At 66.2% G+C, this 19,273-nt stretch carries 22 protein-coding genes and 1 riboswitch; of the genes, 12 read left to right on the top strand and 10 right to left on the bottom strand.

Annotated elements, in window-relative coordinates:
- The 4 genes from ACYQ4T_RS20685 to ACYQ4T_RS20670 form a co-directional block, all read right to left on the bottom strand.
- A complete protein-coding gene (locus ACYQ4T_RS20685; protein WP_459858308.1) occupies nucleotides 1–993 on the bottom strand; it encodes an ABC transporter ATP-binding protein in 993 nt (330 codons plus the stop codon).
- Nucleotides 983–1,942, bottom strand: coding sequence for an ABC transporter permease (locus tag ACYQ4T_RS20680; RefSeq protein WP_459858306.1), 960 nt, complete (start codon nucleotides 1,940–1,942; stop codon nucleotides 983–985). Before ACYQ4T_RS20680 ends, ACYQ4T_RS20685 begins: the two co-directional genes overlap by 11 nt.
- On the bottom strand, nucleotides 1,935–2,855 hold the full coding sequence (locus tag ACYQ4T_RS20675) for an ABC transporter permease (protein WP_459858304.1): 921 nt from the start codon (nucleotides 2,853–2,855) through the stop codon (nucleotides 1,935–1,937). Before ACYQ4T_RS20675 ends, ACYQ4T_RS20680 begins: the two co-directional genes overlap by 8 nt.
- 62 nt (nucleotides 2,856–2,917) lie before the next feature.
- Complete coding sequence (locus ACYQ4T_RS20670) at nucleotides 2,918–4,531, bottom strand: peptide ABC transporter substrate-binding protein (protein WP_459858302.1); 1,614 nt, start codon at nucleotides 4,529–4,531, stop codon at nucleotides 2,918–2,920.
- A 233-nt stretch (nucleotides 4,532–4,764) separates the two neighbouring features.
- Between ACYQ4T_RS20670 and ACYQ4T_RS20665 the strand changes: the two genes are divergently transcribed.
- The 7 genes from ACYQ4T_RS20665 to ACYQ4T_RS20635 all read left to right on the top strand — a co-directional run bounded on the left by ACYQ4T_RS20665 (nucleotide 4,765) and on the right by ACYQ4T_RS20635 (nucleotide 7,819).
- The gene (locus tag ACYQ4T_RS20665) at nucleotides 4,765–5,103 is read left to right on the top strand and encodes a VOC family protein (protein WP_459858300.1); all 339 of its coding nucleotides are present in this window, start codon (nucleotides 4,765–4,767) and stop codon (nucleotides 5,101–5,103) included.
- Nucleotides 5,100–6,005 (top strand): alpha/beta hydrolase, encoded by a 906-nt coding sequence (locus ACYQ4T_RS20660; RefSeq protein WP_459858298.1) that lies wholly within the window; start codon nucleotides 5,100–5,102, stop codon nucleotides 6,003–6,005. Before ACYQ4T_RS20665 ends, ACYQ4T_RS20660 begins: the two co-directional genes overlap by 4 nt.
- Nucleotides 6,006–6,389: a thiol-disulfide oxidoreductase DCC family protein gene (locus ACYQ4T_RS20655; RefSeq protein ID WP_459858296.1), complete on the top strand. Its 384-nt coding sequence runs from the start codon at nucleotides 6,006–6,008 to the stop codon at nucleotides 6,387–6,389.
- Nucleotides 6,390–6,444: 55 nt separating this feature from the next.
- Nucleotides 6,445–6,813 (top strand): DUF3175 domain-containing protein, encoded by a 369-nt coding sequence (locus ACYQ4T_RS20650; RefSeq protein WP_459858294.1) that lies wholly within the window; start codon nucleotides 6,445–6,447, stop codon nucleotides 6,811–6,813.
- A 102-nt stretch (nucleotides 6,814–6,915) separates the two neighbouring features.
- Nucleotides 6,916–7,290 carry a hypothetical protein gene (locus ACYQ4T_RS20645; RefSeq protein ID WP_459858292.1) on the top strand — a complete coding sequence of 125 codons (375 nt, stop codon included), beginning with the start codon at nucleotides 6,916–6,918 and terminating at the stop codon, nucleotides 7,288–7,290.
- Nucleotides 7,290–7,550, top strand: coding sequence for a DUF5985 family protein (locus ACYQ4T_RS20640; RefSeq protein ID WP_459858290.1), 261 nt, complete (start codon nucleotides 7,290–7,292; stop codon nucleotides 7,548–7,550). The genes ACYQ4T_RS20645 and ACYQ4T_RS20640 overlap by 1 nt, the downstream gene beginning before the upstream one ends.
- Complete coding sequence (locus tag ACYQ4T_RS20635) at nucleotides 7,547–7,819, top strand: DUF5985 family protein (protein WP_459858288.1); 273 nt, start codon at nucleotides 7,547–7,549, stop codon at nucleotides 7,817–7,819. Before ACYQ4T_RS20640 ends, ACYQ4T_RS20635 begins: the two co-directional genes overlap by 4 nt.
- Here the strand turns inward: ACYQ4T_RS20635 and ACYQ4T_RS20630 are convergent.
- Nucleotides 7,816–9,003, bottom strand: a complete 1,188-nt coding sequence (locus ACYQ4T_RS20630; RefSeq protein WP_459858286.1) for an acetyl-CoA C-acyltransferase — start codon at nucleotides 9,001–9,003, stop codon at nucleotides 7,816–7,818. The two genes, ACYQ4T_RS20635 and ACYQ4T_RS20630, sit on opposite strands and share 4 nt — an antisense overlap.
- Nucleotides 9,004–9,163: 160 nt before the next feature.
- Here ACYQ4T_RS20630 and ACYQ4T_RS20625 point away from each other — a divergent pair, with 160 nt between their 5' ends.
- Together ACYQ4T_RS20625 and ACYQ4T_RS20620 are read left to right on the top strand one after the other, a co-directional pair.
- Nucleotides 9,164–10,165 (top strand): ABC transporter substrate-binding protein, encoded by a 1,002-nt coding sequence (locus tag ACYQ4T_RS20625; RefSeq protein WP_459858283.1) that lies wholly within the window; start codon nucleotides 9,164–9,166, stop codon nucleotides 10,163–10,165.
- A 24-nt stretch (nucleotides 10,166–10,189) separates the two neighbouring features.
- Nucleotides 10,190–11,632: an aldehyde dehydrogenase family protein gene (locus ACYQ4T_RS20620; protein WP_459858281.1), complete on the top strand. Its 1,443-nt coding sequence runs from the start codon at nucleotides 10,190–10,192 to the stop codon at nucleotides 11,630–11,632.
- An 8-nt stretch (nucleotides 11,633–11,640) separates the two neighbouring features.
- Here ACYQ4T_RS20620 and thiQ read toward each other — a convergent pair whose 3' ends face one another.
- From thiQ to thiB, 3 genes are all read right to left on the bottom strand, one after another.
- Nucleotides 11,641–12,342 (bottom strand): thiamine ABC transporter ATP-binding protein, encoded by a 702-nt coding sequence (thiQ, locus tag ACYQ4T_RS20615; protein WP_459858279.1) that lies wholly within the window; start codon nucleotides 12,340–12,342, stop codon nucleotides 11,641–11,643.
- The gene (locus ACYQ4T_RS20610) at nucleotides 12,329–13,897 is read right to left on the bottom strand and encodes an ABC transporter permease family protein (RefSeq protein ID WP_459858277.1); all 1,569 of its coding nucleotides are present in this window, start codon (nucleotides 13,895–13,897) and stop codon (nucleotides 12,329–12,331) included. The genes thiQ and ACYQ4T_RS20610 overlap by 14 nt, the downstream gene beginning before the upstream one ends.
- A gap of 130 nt (nucleotides 13,898–14,027) precedes the next feature.
- The gene (thiB, locus tag ACYQ4T_RS20605; protein WP_459858275.1) at nucleotides 14,028–15,032 is read right to left on the bottom strand and encodes a thiamine ABC transporter substrate binding subunit; all 1,005 of its coding nucleotides are present in this window, start codon (nucleotides 15,030–15,032) and stop codon (nucleotides 14,028–14,030) included.
- Nucleotides 15,033–15,084: 52 nt separating this feature from the next.
- A riboswitch (TPP riboswitch) is annotated at nucleotides 15,085–15,196 on the bottom strand.
- 125 nt (nucleotides 15,197–15,321) lie between these two features.
- Between thiB and ACYQ4T_RS20600 the strand changes: the two genes are divergently transcribed.
- Entirely contained in the window at nucleotides 15,322–15,903 is a 582-nt protein-coding gene (locus ACYQ4T_RS20600) for a histidine phosphatase family protein (protein WP_459858273.1), read from the top strand.
- Here the strand turns inward: ACYQ4T_RS20600 and ACYQ4T_RS20595 are convergent.
- Nucleotides 15,900–16,781, bottom strand: coding sequence for a choline/ethanolamine kinase family protein (locus ACYQ4T_RS20595; protein ID WP_459858271.1), 882 nt, complete (start codon nucleotides 16,779–16,781; stop codon nucleotides 15,900–15,902). The two genes, ACYQ4T_RS20600 and ACYQ4T_RS20595, sit on opposite strands and share 4 nt — an antisense overlap.
- Before the next feature lie 78 nt (nucleotides 16,782–16,859).
- Between ACYQ4T_RS20595 and ACYQ4T_RS20590 the strand changes: the two genes are divergently transcribed.
- Nucleotides 16,860–17,762 carry a diguanylate cyclase domain-containing protein gene (locus ACYQ4T_RS20590; protein WP_459858269.1) on the top strand — a complete coding sequence of 301 codons (903 nt, stop codon included), beginning with the start codon at nucleotides 16,860–16,862 and terminating at the stop codon, nucleotides 17,760–17,762.
- 133 nt (nucleotides 17,763–17,895) lie between these two features.
- Nucleotides 17,896–18,378, top strand: a complete 483-nt coding sequence (locus ACYQ4T_RS20585) for a hypothetical protein (RefSeq protein WP_459858266.1) — start codon at nucleotides 17,896–17,898, stop codon at nucleotides 18,376–18,378.
- On the opposite strand, the gene ACYQ4T_RS20580 is transcribed toward ACYQ4T_RS20585, so the two are convergent.
- The gene (locus ACYQ4T_RS20580) at nucleotides 18,375–19,202 is read right to left on the bottom strand and encodes an SDR family oxidoreductase (RefSeq protein ID WP_459858263.1); all 828 of its coding nucleotides are present in this window, start codon (nucleotides 19,200–19,202) and stop codon (nucleotides 18,375–18,377) included. The genes ACYQ4T_RS20585 and ACYQ4T_RS20580 overlap by 4 nt on opposite strands.
- Between the last annotated feature and the right edge of the window lie 71 nt (nucleotides 19,203–19,273).

Genomic DNA, 19,273 nt, shown 5'->3' with positions numbered 1-19,273 from the left:
TCACACCTTGCTCTCATGACAGGCGACGGCGCGACCCTGGCCGAGGAGCGCCGGCATCTCCACCTTGCAGCGCTCGGTCTTCAGCGTGCAGCGCGGCTCGAAGGGGCAGCCGGGAATCTCGCCCATGGCGGCGCGCGGCTGGCCGGCAATGGTCTTCAGCGCGCCATGCACCTTCTCGTCCAGCCGTGGTGTCGAAGCGAGCAGGCCCCTGGTGTAGGGATGCTTCGGATCGTAGAAGATCTCATCCACGCTCCCCTGCTCCATGATACGCCCGCCATAGAGCACGATGACCCGGTCGCAAAGCCGGGCGATCACGCCGAGATCGTGGGTCACGATCGCAACCGCGGTCTTCATGTCGCGCGCGAGCTCGGCCATCAGCTCCAGGATCTGCGCCTGCACCGTCACGTCGAGCGCGGTGGTCGGCTCGTCGGCGAGCAGCACCTCGGGCCGGCAGAGCAAAGCCATCGCGATCATCACCCGCTGCCGCATGCCGCCGGAGAATTCGTGCGGATACATGCGGATGCGCCGCCGCGCCTCCGGGATGCGCACCCGGTCGAGCATCTCGATCGCGACTTCCTCGGCTTGCGCCTTCGACTTACCCTGGTGCGCGATCAGCACCTCGGTCAGCTGGTCCGAGACCCGCATATAGGGATTGAGCGAGGTCATCGGGTCCTGGAAGATCATCGACATCGCCGAGCCGCGGATCGCGTCCAACTCTTTCGGCGCTCGATTCAGCAGCTGCTGGCCTTCGAACACCGCACTGCCCGAGCAGCGCCCGTTGCTGGCCAAGAGGCCCATCAGCGAGAGCAGGATCTGGCTCTTGCCCGATCCGGATTCGCCGACGATGCCGACGATCTCGCCCTGCTTGAGATCGAAGCTCACGCGATCGACCGCGGTGATCCAGCCTTGCGGCAGCTTGAACTGCACCGACATCTCCGCGACCGACAAGATCGGCCGGCCGGCGTCGGTCGCTGCGGCGCGTTCAGCGCTCATTGGGGTCGAAGGCATCGCGCAAGCCATCGGTAATGTAGTTGAGGCAGAACAGCACCGCGGCCAGGAAGCCGCCCGGCACCATCAGCAGCCGGATGTCGGTCTCGATCTTGTCGGCTCCCTCGTTGATCAGCGAGCCCCAGCTGGCGAAAGGCGGCGCCACGCCGATGCCGAGATAGGAAAGGAAGGATTCGGTTAGGATCGCCTCCAGCACCAGCAGGCTCGAATAGACGATCACCACGTTCACCGAATTGGGCGCGATATGCTGGGTGATGATCTGCCAGGCATTCATGCCCCCGGCCCGCGCCGCCTCGACAAACTCGCGGCTGCGCAGGCTGACCGCCTGGCCGCGGGCGATCACCGCGGGGGTGAGCCAGAGCGTGAACACGACGGCGATGAACAGCGAGATGTTCGGGCTGTCGAGCGGAATCGGCCCCAGATGCAGGCCGGAATCCTGCAGCACGACCTTGATCAGGATCGCCAGGAAGATGAACGGCAGCGAGAGCAGGATATCGACCGCGCGCATCATGATGTCGTCGAGCCAGCCGCCGACATAGCCGGCGGTGGCGCCGTAGATGACGCTGATCAACACCGAGACCATGGCGCCGAAGAAGCCCAGCGCCAGCGAGACCTTGCCGCCGTCGAGCGTGCGGAGCAGCAGGTCGCGGCCGAGATCGTCGGTGCCGAAGGGATGCGCGGTGAAGAGATCGACCGGCGCCGAGATGTTCTCGAAATCCGCGTCCTCGCTGGTGAAGGGAAAGAAGAACGGTCCCACATAACACGCAAGCACGATCACGAGCAGGATGACGCAGCTCAGCACCGCCAGATGATTCTTGGCGAAGCGCCGCGCCGACGCCTTGAACGGGCTGATCCCGACCGGCATGGCCTCGTCCGTCGGGCTCAGCGGCGGTGTTCCCGGCAGCCCGCCGGGATTGAAGGTGAGATCATTCATAGCTCACCTTCGGGTCCAAGAGGCCGCGCGCGATGTCGGTCACCAGGTTGGCCAGGATGACGATCGCGCCGTAGAACAGGGTCACGCCCATGATCAGCGGGTAATCGCGGCCTTCGGCGCCCTGCACGAAATAGCGGCCGATCCCGGGAATGCTGAAGATGTTCTCGACCACGACCGAGCCGGTTATGGTCACCGCGGTCGCGGGTCCGAGATAGGCGACGACCGGCATGATGGCGCCGCGCAGCGCGTGCTTGATGATCGTGCGCCTTTCGCCGATGCCCTTGGCCCGCGCGGTGCGGACGTAGTTGGTGCGTGCAGTCTCGATCATGGAGCTGCGCATCAGCCGCGAGACGTAGGCGATGTTGGGCAAGGCGAGCGTCAGCACCGGCAAGACGCGGCATTGCCAGCTGTCGTCCCAGCGCGCCACCGGCAGCCAATGGAGCTGCAGGCCGAACACGATCTGCAGCAATGGGCCGATCACGAAGATCGGCACCGCGACGCCGACCATCGCGACAGCGCCGGCGGAATAGTCGATGGGCCCGTTGCGGCGGAGCGCACCGGCGATGCCGAGCGCGATGCCGACGACCGTCGAGAGCAGCATCGCCCAGGCGCCGACCTCCAGCGAGGTCGGGAAACCGATCGCGATCAGCTCGGCGACGTTGTAGTCCTTGAGCTTCAGCGACGGCCCGAAATCGAACTGCAGCACCCCGACGAACCAGCGCCAGAACTGCTCCCAGAGCGGATCGTTGAGATGGTAGGCATCCTCGACCATCTTCACGAATTCCGGCGAGACCCGGCGGTTGCCGGAGAACGGACCGCCGGGCGCGACGCGCATCATGAAGAAGGTGATGACCGCCAGCGCGAACAGCGTCGGCACGCTGCCGATCGCACGGCGAAACGCATAGCTCCACATTCAGGCGGGCCTAGAAACGAAACAGGGCGTGGCGGCATCCACGCCCTGCTCCCGGATTCGCATTATTCGAGCGACATGAACTGCGTGCCGTGCCAGCCGGTCGGGTTGTCAACCCAGCCCTTGACGTTGGAGCGGACCAGGTTGCGCTGCGGTGCCGCCGCGATCGGCGCGGTCAGGTAGGAATCGAGCAGCACCTTCTCCGCCTGGGCCAGCACCTTGTAGCGCTCGGCCTGGTCGGTGATTGCGACCGCCTTGTCGTAGAGCTTCTCGAACTCCTCGCTCTTCCAGTTGTAGCCGGCTTCGGCGCGGGGATCCATGTAGGCCAGGAAGGTCTCCGGCCCGGCGAAGTCGCCGACCAGATCATCCATGAACACGTCCCAGCCGCCTGCGGTGAAGGCGGAGAGCCAGGCGTCGCGGTCCTGGGCGTTGACCGTAGCGTTGACGCCGAGGGTCTGCTTCCACATCACCGCCGCGGTCTCGGCGAACTTGCTCATCGCGGCGTTGTTGGATGCCTCGATCTTGAAGTTGAGCTTGTCCATCTTCGCCTCGGCCATGCCTTCGGCGAAGAGCTTCTTGGCCTGCTCCACGCGCGCTGCCTTGTCCATGCCGCATTCCGGCACTTTCGGCGCATCATAGCCCGGGACCGGAATCACGTAGCCGCAATTCAGCACGTAACCGCCCTTCACCACCTTGTTGACCATGGTGTCGCGATCGATCGCCATCGAGAGCGCCTGGCGTACCTTGATGTTGTCGAACGGCGGCTTGGTGAGGTTGAAGCTGAAATAGACCGTCTCGGTGCTGTTGGTGGTGCGGACCTGGTCGCCGAGTTCCTGCTTCAGCCCATCGAGCTGGTCGCTTGGGATGTCGTAGGTGATGTCCTGCTCGCCGGTCTTGAACAGCTTGATTGCGGTCGCGTCGTTCTCGGTGATGATGTAGGTGACTTTGTCGATCTTGACGTTGGCCGCGTTCCAATAGTTCGGATTCTTCACCAGGGTCACGTGCGACTGCGGCACGTTCTCGACCATGTGATAGGGACCGTTGGAGACGATGTTCTCCGGCTTGATGAAATCCTTGCCGAATTTCTCGAAGCTCGGCTTGTGCAGCGGCGCCATGTAGAAGCTGTTCATCAGATACAGCATGTAGGGCGCCGGCTTATCAAGCTTGATGACGACGGTCTTGTCGTCGGGCGCGCTGATGCCGAGGGTCTTCGGATCGCGCGCATCCTTGTTCTCAGGGTCGGTATAGGCGGAAGCTCCGGCGACCGAGATGGTCGAGGTGAAGATGTAGTTCTTCTCCGAGGCGGTCTCCGGCAAGAGCGTCCGCGCGACCGCGTCGACGAAAGCCTGCGCCGCCAGCGGCGAGCCGTCGGACCATTTGAGGCCGTCGCGCAGATGGAAGGTGTAGGTGAGGCCATCGTCGGAGATGTCCCACTTCTCGGCGGCGCCCGGCGTCGGCTCGCCATCGGCCCCCGCCGTGATCAACCCCTCATACATGTCGTCCTGTATCCAGCCTTCATAGGCGAGGAAATTGACCTGCGGATCGAGCGTGCCGATGGTGGCGCCGATGCCGCGCTTGAGAACCGTCTCCGCCGAGGCGGGCATGGCCGCGCTTGCAACGGCGAAGCTTGCGGCAGCCGCCAATGCGACCGACAAAGCGGTCCTTCTCGTCAATTCCATGAACCCTCTCCCTGATTTTCAACCCTGTTTCCGGTCCCGGTTGGTGCGGGCCGCCTGTTTTTCCCGAGCCTATGCCGACAGTCGGCCAAACGACAATGCCGGCATGCTGTATACAGCTCGGTAGTGTGATTAAGCCATTGATCCGGCGAAGCTGTCAAGGCGCGCAGCCGAGGCTTGCGCATAAAAAAGGTCCGTGTTGCGGTCGCGTCAGCAGCCTGACGAAAGCGAATCCGATGAAGCTGGAACTGCGACGAATCATTCTCTTCACCGCCGACCTGGAAGCGCTGAGCCGCTTCTATGGCGAGGTGCTCGGCCTCGAGCTGGCCAACAGCGAAAAGGGCTGGCGCGAGTATCGCGCCGGCGGCTGCGCCATTGCCCTGCATGAAGGCCGGTCGAAAGTCGGCAACCGGCCGCCGAAGCTCGCTTTCTACGCCGCGGACGTCGCGGCCGCGTGCGCGACACTCACCCGCCGCGGCGCCAAGATGGGCAAGATCCTCTCGGCCGGCACCTTCGATTTTTGCGATGGCAAGGATCCGGACGACAACGCGTTTCAGATCTCGAGCAGGAGATGATGGTCGAGCTTGAAGCCCCCGGACCGAATGGCCCGCTGCGCGGCACCTTGCTCGCCCCCGATGGCGCGACATCGCCGCCGGTTCTGATCATCCCCGGCTCCGGCCCGACCGACCGCGACGGCAACAATACGATGGGCGTGCGCGCTTCGACATACCGGCTGCTGGCCCAGGGCCTGGCCGCGGAAGGCATCGCGTCGCTCCGCATCGACAAGCGCGGCCTGTTCGGCAGCGCCGCGGCCATCCCTGATGCCGATGCCGTCACCATCCGCGACTATGCCGATGACGTGCATGCATGGAGGGAAGTCTTGCGTCGGCAAACCGGCATCTCCGCCGTCTGGCTGCTCGGCCACAGCGAGGGCGGCCTCACTGCCTTGGCCGCTGCGCAGCGCGCCCCCGATATTTGCGGCCTGATCCTGATCGCGGTGCCGGGTCAGCCGTTAGGCGCAGTCCTCCGCCAGCAGCTGCGCGCAAATCCGGCCAACGCGCCAATTCTCACCGAGGCCGAGAAGGCGATCGATCGGCTGGAGGCAGGCGAGCGGGTGGATGGCGCGAGCCTGAACCCCGCCCTGCAGGCGCTGTTCAGGCCAAAGGTGCAGGGCTTCCTGATCGACGCCTTCAGCTATGATCCCGCGGCTCTCGTCGCGACCTGTTCGAAGCCATTGCTGATTCTGCAAGGCGCCTGCGACTTGCAGGTACCGATGAGCGACGCCAAGCGCCTCAAAGCCGCGAAGCCGGATGCGGAACTCCGCATCATCCCCGACGCCAATCATGTGCTGAAGCGCGTGGCGAGCGGCGACCTGGCCGCCAACATCGCGACCTATGGTGCCGTCGACCTGCCGCTCGCAGCGGATATCATCCCGACGATAGTTGCGTTCCTGCGTGCCCATACGCCGGGTCGATGAATGACCAGCCTTCCCAAGCTCACCGTCTGGTACAACACCAAGTGTCCGGTCTGTAACGCCGGGATCGACCGGCAGCGCAATCGCCTGCTGCAAGCGGCACGGGCGGGCGCGATCGAGTTTCGCGACATCAACTTCGAACCCGACGCCCTCGCCCGCTTCGGCGCCGGACTTGAGGATGTGCGGCGGCGCCTGCATGCGGTCGATGCCGAGGGCCGGCTCCTTGTCGGGGCCGATTGCGCGGTCGCGATCTGGCTCAGGACGCCGGGTGAAACCTGGCTTGGACGGCTTTTCGGCCTGCCCGGCCTGATCCAGCTTTCGCGCTTCGGTTACGATCGCTTCGCCGACCTGCTCTATGCCTGGAATCGCCGGAAGGGCCGTTGGTGATGCAACGCCGCACCGGCGCGGGCGTTGGCTCCGGAGAACGAAAATGGAGGCAGCCATGGCCGCTTCGAGAAGCAAAACCGCCCGCAACAAGACGACGCGTCGCAAGACCGCGCGCAAGACGACCCGAAAGACGACCGGGACCCGCAAATGGTCGGCTCGCGTCACCGAGCGCAGCGATGCCATGACGCTCGAGGACAGCGTCTTCAAGCAGCGCAGCCCGACCGCCATCGCCCGGTCGCTGAAAAGCTCGGCCGAGCGCAGCCATCGGCGGAAATCCCCGCCATTCCGCTCGGCCATGTCGATGCTGACCTTCTACATCAACCGCGCCGGCAAGAACTTGAGCGCCGCGCGCCTCAAGACCCTCGAACGCGCCAAGGACAAGCTCCGCGAAGCCTTCGGCCGCGTACCAAAGTCCACGCACTGATCCCCGGATCCCCCGCGCCGATCGTCGCAGGGAACCCTCGCCCCGCTGACGCATTGGTGCTGAATCGGCGCCTCGCCGGCGCCGTCGGGGAGTTCTGGGTAAATGACCGACGACGGAATTCCCGCCGAGCTGCGGGATTTCATTGTCAGGAGCATCGATTCCGTGGGCCAGCTCGAGGCCCTGCTGCTGCTGCGCGCCGACCCGGAGAAGGCCTGGGATGTCGCGCAGCTGGCCCGGCGGCTCTATGTCAACGAGGCCGAGGCAGCGGCAATCTTCGCCCATCTGGTCGCCCAAGACTTCGCCGTCGCGCAGGACGAGTCCTATCGCTACGATCGGGCAGGCAGGCAGAGCCCGATCGTCGACCAGCTGGCCGAGGCTTATGCCCGGCAGCTCATTCCGATCACCAATCTCATTCATGCCAAGCCGCGCGGCATCCGCGCCTTCGCCGAAGCTTTCAAGATCAAGAGAGACAAGTAATGTCCGCGATCATCTACAGCCTCTGCGCTTTAACCGCCCTCGGATGCGCCATCCTGCTGCTCCGGGGCTACCGGCGCAGCCGCTACCGGCTGCTGCTCTGGAGCGGGCTCTGCTTCGCCGGCCTGACCGTCAACAACCTGCTGCTGGTGATCGACAAGGTGGCGCTGCCGGGCGACGACCTCTCGATCGCGCGCACGCTGGTCGCGCTCGTCTCGATGATCATCCTGCTGTTCGGCCTCATCTGGGATTCCAACTCATGAGCAACCTAGCACCGGTCCTGAACGGTACCGTCGCCATGGCCTCCTTCGTGGCGATGCTGTTCTTCCTGCGCTTCTGGCGCCAGACCCAGGACTCCTTCTTCCTGTTCTTCGCCTTTTCGTTTGCCGTGGACGCAGCCATGCGCCTGCTGCTCGGGCTCGGCCACCTCTCCGAGGAGACCGAGCCGCTGATCTATCTGGCGCGGGCGGTCGGCTTCGCCTCGATCATCATCGCGATCATCCGCAAGAACCGGCCGGGGAAGGTGGGCTAGGCCCGCTCGATCGCCACCGCCGTCGCCTCGCCGCCGCCGATGCAGAGCGAGGCGACGCCGCGCTTCAGGTCGTAGCGCTGCAAGGCATGCAGCAGGGTGACGATGATGCGCGCGCCCGTGGCGCCGATCGGGTGGCCGAGCGCGCAGGCGCCGCCATGGATGTTGAGCTTCTCGCGCGGAATGGCGAGGTCCTTGGCGGCGGCCATCGCCACCACGGCAAAGGCTTCGTTGATCTCGAAGAGATCGACATCGCCGACCGACCAGCCGCTCTTCTCCAGGACCTTGCGAATCGCCGGGATCGGCGCCGTCGTATACCAGGCCGGCTCCTGAGCATGGGTCGCATGGCCCTTGATCTCGGCCAGGATCGGCAAACCCTCCTTCTCGGCACGCGAGCGTGTGGTCAGCACCAGCGCCGCGGCGCCATCCGCATTGGCGGAAGCGCTGGCCGCGGTGATGGTGCCGTCGGCGCGGAAGGCGGGCCGCAGGCTCGGAATCTTCTCCGGCGAAACCTTCATCGCATGCTCGTCGTTCTCGATCGACTGCGTGGCGCCTTTCGCCGGAACCGCGACCGGCACGATCTCCGCCTTGAAGGCGCCCTCGGTGATCGCCTTGCGGGCGCGCGTGAGGGTCTCGACCGCATAGGCATCCTGGTCGGCGCGGCTGAACTGGAAGGCCTGCACCGCGCGTTCGCCGAACTCGCCCATCGGCACGCCCTGCTCATAGGCGTCTTCGAGACCGTCCAACATAATGTGATCGAGGATGCGGTCATGGCCGACCCGATAGCCGCCCCGCGCCTTGGCCAGCAAATAGGGCGCGTTGGTCATCGACTCCATGCCGCCCGAGACGACGATGCCCGCCGATCCCGCGCGCAGCAGGTCGTGGCCCAGCATGGTCGCCTTCATGCCGGAGCCGCAGACCTTGTTGACCGTCGTGGCCCCGACGGCATCGGGCAAGCCGGCGGCACGCGCGGCCTGGCGCGCCGGCGCCTGGCCCTGCCCCGCCGGCAGCACGCAACCCATCAGCACTTCATCGATCTTGTCGCCGCCGAGACCCGCGCGGTCGAGCGCCGCCCTGATCGCCCGGGCGCCGAGCGCGGGACCGGTCACCGGCGACAAATCGCCCAGGAAGCGCCCGAGCGGCGTGCGGACGGCGGAAACGATGACGACGGGATCTGCGACGGCCATGCGCTCTCTCCTTCGGCTGGGGTCTGGATATAGTATCGCCCGATACTGACTTTCAACATGATAGTAACGGCTTTGCCGACCTTGTGGTCGGCCGCGGCGCCGCGATATATTTCAGACGCCATATCGAGCGGTCCTTGCGGAAGCCCCCATGCGCCGAGTAATGGTTTTAGCGCTTGTCGCGCTCGCGGTCATCGCCCGGCTGGCGCCGGCGAAGGCCGGCGAGTTCACCGACTCCCTCGGCCGCACGGTGACGTTGCCGGATTCGGTCGCGCGCGTCCTCCCGGCCGGGCCGCCGGCGGCGGTGGCGATCTACACGCTCGCGCCGGAGAAGATGATCGGCTGGGCGGAGCCCCTGGCCGACGAGCAGAAAGAATTCATCGGCGAAACATATCGCAGCCTGCCGGTCGCCGGCCGCCTGACCGGCAAGGAGACCGATCTCGATGCCGCCGCGGTCAAGGCGCTGAAGCCCGATCTCATCGTCGATATCGGCGACCTGGAACCGCAATATCGGGAACGCGCCGACAGGATCCAGAGCGAGACCGGCATTCCCTATGTCGTGCTGGATGGCGGCATTGCGCAGATGCCGGCGCTCTACGCGCAATTGACCGAGCTTTTGGGCGCCGGGATGCGCGGCGACCTGCTCACCCTGCAGACCACGTCGATGCTGGACGACATCGCCGCGCGGGCAAGTGCCGCAATCCGCCCGGGCCGTGTCTACTATGCGCAAAGCCGCGATGCGTCCTCGGGGAACCTACGCGGGATCGACCCGGCCATCCTGGCGACGCTCGGCGCGGTCGGTTTTAAGGGCGAGCATTCGGCCAGCGGTCATGGAAACGTCACACCCGGCCAAGTCGCGGATTTCAACCCCGACGTCGTCATCGCCTCGACGGCGGAAATCGCCCGGATGATCGCGGCCGATCCGAAATGGCGCGCGGTCCCGGCGGTCGCGGCGGGGCGGGTCTTTGCCGAGCCCGGGCTGCCCTGGGGCTGGCTCGGCGCGCCGCCCGGCGTCAACCGGCTGATCGGGCTTGAATGGCTCTCGGCCTTGCTCTATCCCCAGGAGCCGAAGCGCGACCTTGCTGCCGACGTGCGCGGCTTCTATCGCAACTATTATCGCCTCGCCCTCACCGACGCGCAGCTGCAGGCATTGCTCGCTCCCTAGAATTTCTCCGCCAAGGAACCGAAAATGTCCAACCATCTGAAATTCTACATCAACGGCCAATGGGTCGATCCCGTGAAGCCGGCGACCATCGACGTCGTCAACCCGGCGACCGAGGAAGCCTTCACCAAGATCTCCGCCGGCTCCGCGGCGGATGTCGACAAGGCCGTCGCCGCCGCCCGCGCCGCCTTCCCCGCCTTCTCGCGGACCAGCAAGGCCGAGCGCGTCGCGCTCTTGAAGAAGATCATCGCCGCCTACGACAAGCGCGCCGAGGACATCGCCCAGGCGGTCTCGGCCGAGATGGGCGCACCGATCGCCATGGCGCGCCATTCCCAGGCCGCCGCCGGCAAGGCGCATCTCGAATCCACCCTGAAAGCGCTCGAGCAGATGGAGTTCGAGGAGCAGCGCGGCATCACCCGCGTGGTGCGCGAGGGCATCGGCGTGGTCGGGCTGATCACGCCCTGGAACTGGCCGTTGAACCAGATCGCCTGCAAGGTCGGCCCCGCGATCGCCGCCGGCTGCACCATGATCCTCAAACCCAGCGAGATCGCCCCCATCACCGGCATCATCTTCGCCGAGGTGATGGATGAAGCCGGCGTCCCGGCCGGCGTCTTCAACCTGATCAACGGCGACGGTCCGTCGGTCGGCGCGCCGATGTCGGCGCATCCCGGCATCGACATGATGTCTTTCACCGGCTCGACCCGCGCCGGGATCCTGGTCGCGAAAGCGGCCGCCGACACGGTGAAGCGCGTCTCGCAGGAATTGGGCGGCAAGTCGCCGAACCTGATCCTGCCGGATGCCGATTTCGAGCCCGCCGTGAAGAAGGGCATCTACGCCTGCTTCAACAACAGCGGCCAGTCCTGCAACGCCCCGACCCGCATGCTGGTGCCGCTCGATCGCCACGACGAGGCGCTGGTCATCGCCAAGGCCGCGGCGGAGAAGCACAAGGTCGGCGACCCGAAGTCGGAAGAGACCATGCTCGGGCCGGTGGTGAGCGAGGCCCAGTTCAAGAAGATCCAGGGATTGATCGAGGCCGGCATCAAGGAAGGTGCCACGCTCGTGACTGGCGGCACCGGCCGCCCCGACGGCCTCAACCGCGGCTACTATGTGCGCCCGACGGTGTTCGGCAATGTCCGCAACGACATGACCATCGCGCGGGAAGAAATCTTCGGCCCGGTCATCGCCATCCTGCCCTACAAGACCGAGGAAGAGGCGATCGCCATCGCCAACGACACGGTCTACGGCCTCTCGGCGAATGTGGAGTCCAAGGACATCGAGCATGCCGCAAGGGTCGCGCGCCAGATCCGCGCCGGCCAGGTGAAGATCAACTATCCGGCCTGGGACACCTTCGCGCCCTTCGGCGGCTACAAGCAGTCGGGCAACGGCCGCGAATATGCCGACTGGGGCATCCACGACTTCCTCGAAGTGAAGGCCGTCATCGGCTACGAGCCGGCCAAGGCAGCCGAGTAAGCGGCTGCCTAGCGGCCGAGATAGTCCCTGACTTCGGGCCGATCCGATGCGAGCACTTCGCGGGTCGGCCCGACCATCACCACCTTTCCCGCCGCGATGAAGGCGGTGCGGTCGGCGATCCGCGCCGCCTCGCTTGGATCATGCGTGACCAGCAGCACGGTCAGGCCCTGTGCCCGCCTCAGCGTGTCGGTGAGTTCCAGCATCTCGATCCGGAGCGCCGGCCCTAAGGCGGCGAAGGGCTCATCCAGCAGGAGCAGCGGCCGATGCCGGATCAGGCTGCGCGCGAGTGCCACGCGCTGGCGCTCGCCGCCGGAGAGCTGGCCCGGCAGCCGGGCCTCGAAGCCGTCGAGTCCGACCTCGTGCAGCGCCCAGGCGACCTGCTCCCGATCGGTCGCGTCGAGCTTCAGTCCGGGATTGCGGCCGAGGCCGACATTCTGCGCAACGCTCAGGTGCGGGAACAGGTTGAAGTCCTGGAACAAAGTGGTGACCGGCCGTTCCGCCGGCGGCAGCCGCGTGATGTCGACGCCGCCGACCCGTATCGTGCCGCCGATCGGCTGCTCGAAGCCGCCGATCAGCGAGAGCAAGGTCGACTTGCCCGCGCCGGACGGGCCGACGATGCCGACGCATTCCCCCGCCTCGACCGCGAGGTCGAAGCGCATCATCAGGTCTTCGTAGGTGAAGGCGAGGCCGTCGATCTCAAGAAACGCCACGTCTGCCTCCCACGCCCCGTTCAATGACCGCGAAGCTCGCGAGGCAGAGCGCCAGCAGCACCAGTGCCGTGCCCGCGGCGGAGTCCATGCGATAGGCCGAGATTTGATTGTAGAGCAGAAGCGTGAGATTGGTGAGATTCTGGTTGCCGAACAAGGCGATTGCCGCGAGATCGCCCATCGCCGCCGCGGTGGTGAGGCCCAAAGCCAGGCCGAACGCCTTGCGCAGCATCGGCCAATCCACCACGCGAAAGCGGTTCCAGCCGGCGATGCCGAGACCGGTGCAGAGCCGGTCATACTGAGCATGGCTGCGCGCCACCGCCGGCCGCAACACACCGACAGCGAAAGGCAGCATCAGCAGCGCGTTCATGGCGATCACGCCGGCCGGCGCGATCGCATAGAGATCGACCCGACCGGTCAGCGCGAGAGTGATGCCCGCACCGATCGCCATCGGCGAGGCGATCACACCGGCCAATCCCGCAATGCCGATGAGGATCACCGCGGGCGCCGAAGCGCGCAGGCGATCCGAAGCGACGGCAATCGGATAACCGAGCAAGGTCGCGATCAGCCCCGAAGGCACACCGAGTGCAAGCGTGATCAAGGCCGCCTTGAGCAGAGATGACAGATTCTGCTGCGCGATGAGCAGCCCGCGCAGGCCGTCGAATACCAGCGCACCCACCGGCAAGGCGACGAAGCCGATCGCCAGCGCAATCACCGCGAAGTCGCGGAAACGCGCGCCGACACTCATGCCGTCGAAGCGGCCCCCGACGAGACGCGTACCGCGGCCGAAATCGAGCCGTCGCCCCATGGCCCAGGCGATCGCGACCATCACCAGGCAGGCCGCGGTCTGCAACAAGGCCAAGGCGCCGCCGCGCGGCAGATCGACCTCCGCGCGCAGCGCCTGGTAGATCGCGACTTCGAGCGTGGTCGCCCGCGGCCCGCCGCCCAGGGTCAGCACCACCGCAAAGCTCAGGAAGCAAAGCACGAAGATGAAGGCGAGCGCCGCCGGCGCATATTGCCGGAGCAGGGGCAGTTCGATCAGCCGGAACACCTGGCCCGACGACATGCCAAGCTGCGCCGTCAGCCGCCAAGTCTCCGCCGGCACGGTGCTCCAGGCCGGCAGCAGCAGCCGGATCGCCAGTGGCAGGTTGAAGAAGACATGGGCGATCAGGATGCCGGTGAGGCCATAGATCGACGGCCGCCAGCCGGTAAGCTCGGCGAGATAGCCCGACCGCCCGTAGATCGCGACGATGCCGAAGATCGCCGCCACCGAAGGCATCACCAACGGCAAAGCGCAGAATTGCAGGATCAGACTCCGGCCGGGGAAGTCGCTTTGCCGCGCCAGCGCCCGCGTCGCCGGGATCGCGGCGGCCACCGCCAGCAGCGACGACGATGTCGCCTGCAAGAAGGTGAATCCGATCACGCGGCGGAGATAGAGATCGCCCGCAAGGTCCCGCAGGTCCGCCGCCGTCGCGCCGGAGAGCAGCGCCGCATAATCCGCCAGGATCGCCGCGGTGATCAGCGCGGCGATAAGGAGACCGATGCGCGGGAGGGTCATGGGTCTGATCGTCTTCCCCGGGCTTGACCCGGGGATCTCGTGCCGAAGGCCCACAAGTCGGCGAAAGATGCCCGGACCGTCCGCGAATGCGGACATTCGTCCGCTGTGCCCGGGCATGACGAAAGCTGGTTCACTGCCCCACCGCCTCCAGCCATTCCTGGACCCAGGCCGCGCGATGTTTCGCCACCTCCTCCGCCGGCAGCAGCAAAGCCTTCTCCGGCTTGGGCACAGCGGTAGCGAACTCGGGCGGCGTCGCGCCGTCGATCACCGGCAGCATCCAGTTGGTGGTCGGGATGACCGACTGGAAATCCTTGGAGACCAGGAATTGCAGGAACTGCTTTGCGAGTTCCGGATGCTTGGAGGTCTTCAGCATGCCGGCGACTTCGATCTGCATATAGTTGCCCTCGGGGAAAACCAGCGCCTTGTAGCGGTCGGTCTGCTCCGCCATCACGTGATAGGCCTGCGACGTCGTATAGGAGAGCACCAGCGGCGCCTCGCCCTTGGTGAAGAGGCCATAGGCCTCGTCCCAGCTCTTGGAGACGGTGAGGATCTTCGGCGCTATGCCCTTCCAGGCATCCGCGGCCTTGTCGCCATAGACCGACTTCAGCCAGAGCATCAGCCCGAGGCCCGGCGTGCTGGTGCGCGGATCTTCCAGCAGGAGCTTCGGCTCGGTGCCCGGTTTCGTGAGATCGGCGAGGCTCTGCGGCGGCTCCTTGAGCTGCTGTGTGTCCCACATGAAGGCGAAATAGCCATAGTCATAGGGCACGAAGTCCTTGTCGTCCCAGGCGACCGGCAGTTTCAGCGCGCTCGCATCGATGCCGTGCGGCGCAATGAGGCCGGTCGCCGCCGCCTCGGCGGTCAGGCTGGTGTCGAGGCCGAGCAGGATGTCGGCCGGCGATTTCTCGCCTTCGAGCTTCAGCTTGGCCAGCAGGCCGGCGCCGTCGCCGACCCCGACCCATTCGATCTTGCAGCCGCATTGCTGCTCGAAGACCGGCGTGATCTTCGGGCCCGGCCCCCATTCCGCGACGAAGGAGCTGTAGGTATAGACCGTGAGCTTGGGCACGTCCGCCGCGGCGGACGCGATGCCGGTGAAAGACGCGAAAGCGATGAATGCGAGACGGGCCGAGAGACGCATGGCGAAGACCTCCTCTGCCGACAGCGGGCACAGGAAGCAGCGAATGTGGGATTCGGATCGCTGACTCATGTCCCTCCGCCGGTGCTAACCGGATCAGGTTCATCGGGTTGAGGCGATCCGTCGCATCTCTCAGCCCCCTATCAGGGGCACCCCGTTGAGTGGCGCCATCCTTCGGTCGAAGTCGGGACAATGTCAAGCGGGTAGCGGAACCCTGCCATGCAGCCGGCCGGGTTTAACTTTCCGTTATGACCCTTTAGAACAACATGCGCGCGAAAACCCGAGAGAGACCATGCCCCGATCCGTCGACCTGATTCGCCACGGCCAGTCCACCTTCAACGCCCATTACGAGGCGACCGGCCAGGATCCGATGCACTACGACGCCAGGCTGACGACGCTGGGCGAACAGCAGGTGACGGCGGCGCGGGACCGCTACCGGGACCGCGACTACGACATCGTGCTGGCCTCGCCGCTGACCCGCGCGATCCAGACCGCGCATGGCATCTTCGGCGACCGCGACATCCCGATCGAGATCTGCGCCGTGCACCGCGAATGGCAGATCAGCAGCTGCGACATCGGCCGCGAGGTCGCGGCGCTCAGCGCCGACTTTCCGCATCTCGATTTCAGCGCACTCGACGACCCCTGGTGGCGGCACGATCTTCCCGCCTGCCCGCTCGGCTTCCCGCAGGAGACCGAGGCGCATCTCCAGGAGCGCGTGCAGGCGTTCACGGCTTTGATCGCCGCGCGCCCGGAAGAGCGCATCGCCGTGGTCGGCCATGGCGATTTCTTCCGCCGCCTGATCGGCCGCCATCTTGCGAATTGCGAGCGCGCAGAATGGGATCTCAACGCCGCGCGGGAATTGCTGCGGGCCTAGCGCAGCGCCGCGAGGTGCCGTTTCAAAGCCGGATGGTCCAGCATCCGCTCCAGGTCGCTGAGATACCGCTCCAGCATGGCATCCAGGCCGGGTGCCGCATTGCCTCCGGCGATCTCCGCGTAAGTCCAGCTCCCCGCCACCAGGTGCAAGGCGGCACGCATCAGCCAGAGCCGGCTTTCGCCCGGCAGCGCACCATAGCCTTGCGCGAAGGCGGGGCGATCGATCCGGCCGCCCATGACGATCGCGGCAAGATCCCAGGCCGGATCGCACATCGCCGAAAACTCCCAGTCGATCAGCTGCAGCATGCCGTCGGTGCGCAGCAGGAAGTTGGCGGGATTGGGATCGATATGGCTCGGCACCGGTGCGACCGGATGCGCCTCCAACGCGACGCGGATCGGCTCGGCGCGATAGCGCAAGCGCCGCAGCCGGTCGTCGGCAGCAAGGTCTAGATAGGTGTCGATGATCGGAAAGGCCCGCATCTCGCCCTGAAAGGCCCGGCCGGAGCGGTGCAGCCGCCCGAGCAGCGCGCCGATCTTGCGGGCGATCTCCGGCGCCGCGAAATCCTCCGGCGTCAGCGCCCTGGCATCGGCAAGGAAGGGCTGCAGCGTGACCCCGGTCTGCGCATCGGCGTAGAGCAGCGCCGGGGCGATGCCGAGTTCGGCGGCGATCGCGACATTGTGAAATTCCTGGGCGCGGGACAGGTAGCGCTGCGAGGAAGCACCCGGCGCCCGCAGCACGAAATCCCGGTCCGCGGCAGCCACCCGCCAGCTCCGGTTGGTCATGCCGGCCAGCGGATGCACCATCCATTGCGCGGCCGGGCGCTCGGCCAGCAACGGCACTGAAGCCAAAAGGTCTTGCAGCATCGGGTCGATCGTCATGGCAGCGTCGTAACCGTGTTTAAGATTTTCTTAAACCCCAAATGGCAGGTTCAAAGCCAACCCTCCGCCCGGATAGGAATGATGGCCGGTAACGAACTTCCCCGCATCGTGCGATTGCTGGTGATTTCCGAATCGCCGGCCGTGTTCGCGGCCATCGACCGGCTGTGCGAAAGCTTCGGCGAAGACCGCTATGTCGTGCGCCGCGCCGCGACCTCGTCCGAAGCCCTCGAGGGCGATGCGGCCTACGACGTGATCCTGCTGGACCTGCAGCCGCTCCTGGGCGGCGGGACGAGCAAGGCGGAAGGCACCGTCGCCAGCGTCTCCTCGCGCGGCCCGCTGATCGCGCTGACCGGCAAGCTCGACCGCCCCACCGAGCAATCGCTGAAACGCGCCGGCGCCGCCGATTGCCTGTTCGACGACGAGATGAACGCGCGCGCCCTGCGCCGCGCCATCCGTACCGTGATCGCCACCGGCGCCGCCGGCCAGAAGCGCGGGCTGCCGCGGCTGTTCGATCCCTCGACCGGGCTGGCCAGCCAGTTCCTGTTCTGGGAGATCCTTGGCCTTGCCGCGCGGCGCGCCAAACGCAACAAGGACTTCTTCGCCCTCCTCCTGCTCGAGGTCGCCGACCTGCCGCAGGAAGCCGGCGACGCGATCGGCGACATCGTGATGCAGGTCGCGGCCGAGCGGGTCTCGCATGTGCTCCGGGCCAGCGACACGGTCTCGCGGTTCGAGCATCACCAGCTCGCGATCCTGGTGGAATCCATGCCGCGGGTCGAAGACATCCAGATCGTCGCCGAGAAGATCGTCCAGGAACTGAGCAAGCCCTTCCCGCTCGGCGATCTCGAGCACAGGTTCCCGGTCAACCTCGGGATCTCTCTGTTCCCGACCAGTGCCGACAATGCCGACATGCTGATCGGCAAGGCCTTCGAAGCCCTGGCCGGGGCCAAGGGACGCGGCAAAGGCGCCTTCGTCTTCGCCTGAACTGGCAATTCCTGCCGCCCATCTCCCGACCAGAAATCCGGCGATTTCATATCGTTAGCGGTGAACCACCCCGGCACGAGAGTTGCATTCAGAATCCCCGCAAACAGTCCGCCTGCAGACGGGGAGTATGTCGATGCTGTCAATGTTCGGTCGTGGCGAAGAGCCGAAGCCCGTGAAGCCCGGAACGGCGCCGGTCGTCGCCACCCGGCCCGCCAACGCCAACGGGCCCGCCCCCGCCGGACCAACCCTGCGCGCACCCGCCTCCTCGGCCAAGGCGCGCTTGGAAAACCCGCCAACCGTCGGCCAGTATCTCGTGCACCTCGCCTCGGACATTCGCAGCTTCACCCGGACCGAGATCAGCGGCACCGTCGTCGGTGCGACGCCGGCCGAGGTGCAGCGCCTGGCTCGCCTCGCCGCCAAGCTGAAGGGCCGCTATTTCGCCCAGGCCCTCGACCTCACCAGCACCGAGCATGGGCCGATCTCGGAATCCGACATCCGTTACCTTGAGCGCGCGCGGTTCATGTATGAGGAAGTTGAGCGCGCGCTGGAGAATCTACGCCACGCGATCCAGACCGGCGACCTCGCGCTCGAGGGCCTGAAGCGCGATCGCGACTAGCCTTTCTTCTTCGGCTTCATCGCCGCCCAATCGGCATCGCTCATCGCGGCGCCGAGAAAGTTGAACTGGCCGGCGCCCTGCAGCCATTCGCCGCCGTCGATGGTGACGACCTCGCCGTTCACATAGCCGGTCTCCTCCGCCATCAGGAAGGCGGCGAGGTTGGCCAGTTCCTCATGCTTGCCGGCGCGGCCCAGGGGATTCCGGGTCTCGAAGGTCTCGGCGAGTTCGGGCCGCGGCACCAGTCGCTCCCAGGCGCCCGGCGTCGGAAACGGCCCCGGCGCGATCGCATTGAGGCGGATCCCGCGGCCGCCCCACTCCACCGCCAGGCTCCGCGTCATCGCCAGCACGCCGGCCTTCGCCATGGCCGAGGGCACCACATAGGCCGAGCCCGTCCAGGCATAGGTGGTGACGATTGAAAGCACCGATGCCGGCTGCTTCGCCGCCAGCCAGCGCTTGCCGCAGCCGAGCGTGACATAGGCGGTGCCGTGCAGCACGATGCCGAGCACGGCATCGACCGCGCGCGGCGAGAGATCCTCGCTCTTGGCGATGAAATTGCCGGCGGCGTTGTTCACCAGCGCGTCGAGCGGGCCGTTCTGCCAGATCGATCCCAGCATCGCATCGACCTGCGCCGTGTCGCGGATATCGCAGACGTGATACTCGCCGCCGAGCTTCGCCGCCGCCTCGCGCAAGACCTCTTCGCGTCGGCCGCAAATCACGATCTTCGCCCCGAGTTCATGGAAGCGCTGGCCCATGGCGAAACCGAGCCCGGTGCCGCCCCCGGTGATCAGGATGCGCTTGCCTTTCAGCAGGTCGTTTCGAAACATCTAGCGGCCTTCTCGTTGCAACCAGGGTCGTGGCCCGCCCCCATCCTGGGGGCGGGAAAGATGGTGAGAGC

Source organism: Dongia sp. agr-C8 (genome assembly GCF_054658695.1).
The sequence above is the reverse complement of the archived record's forward strand: the minus strand, read 5'-3'. Positions and strand labels throughout refer to the sequence as shown.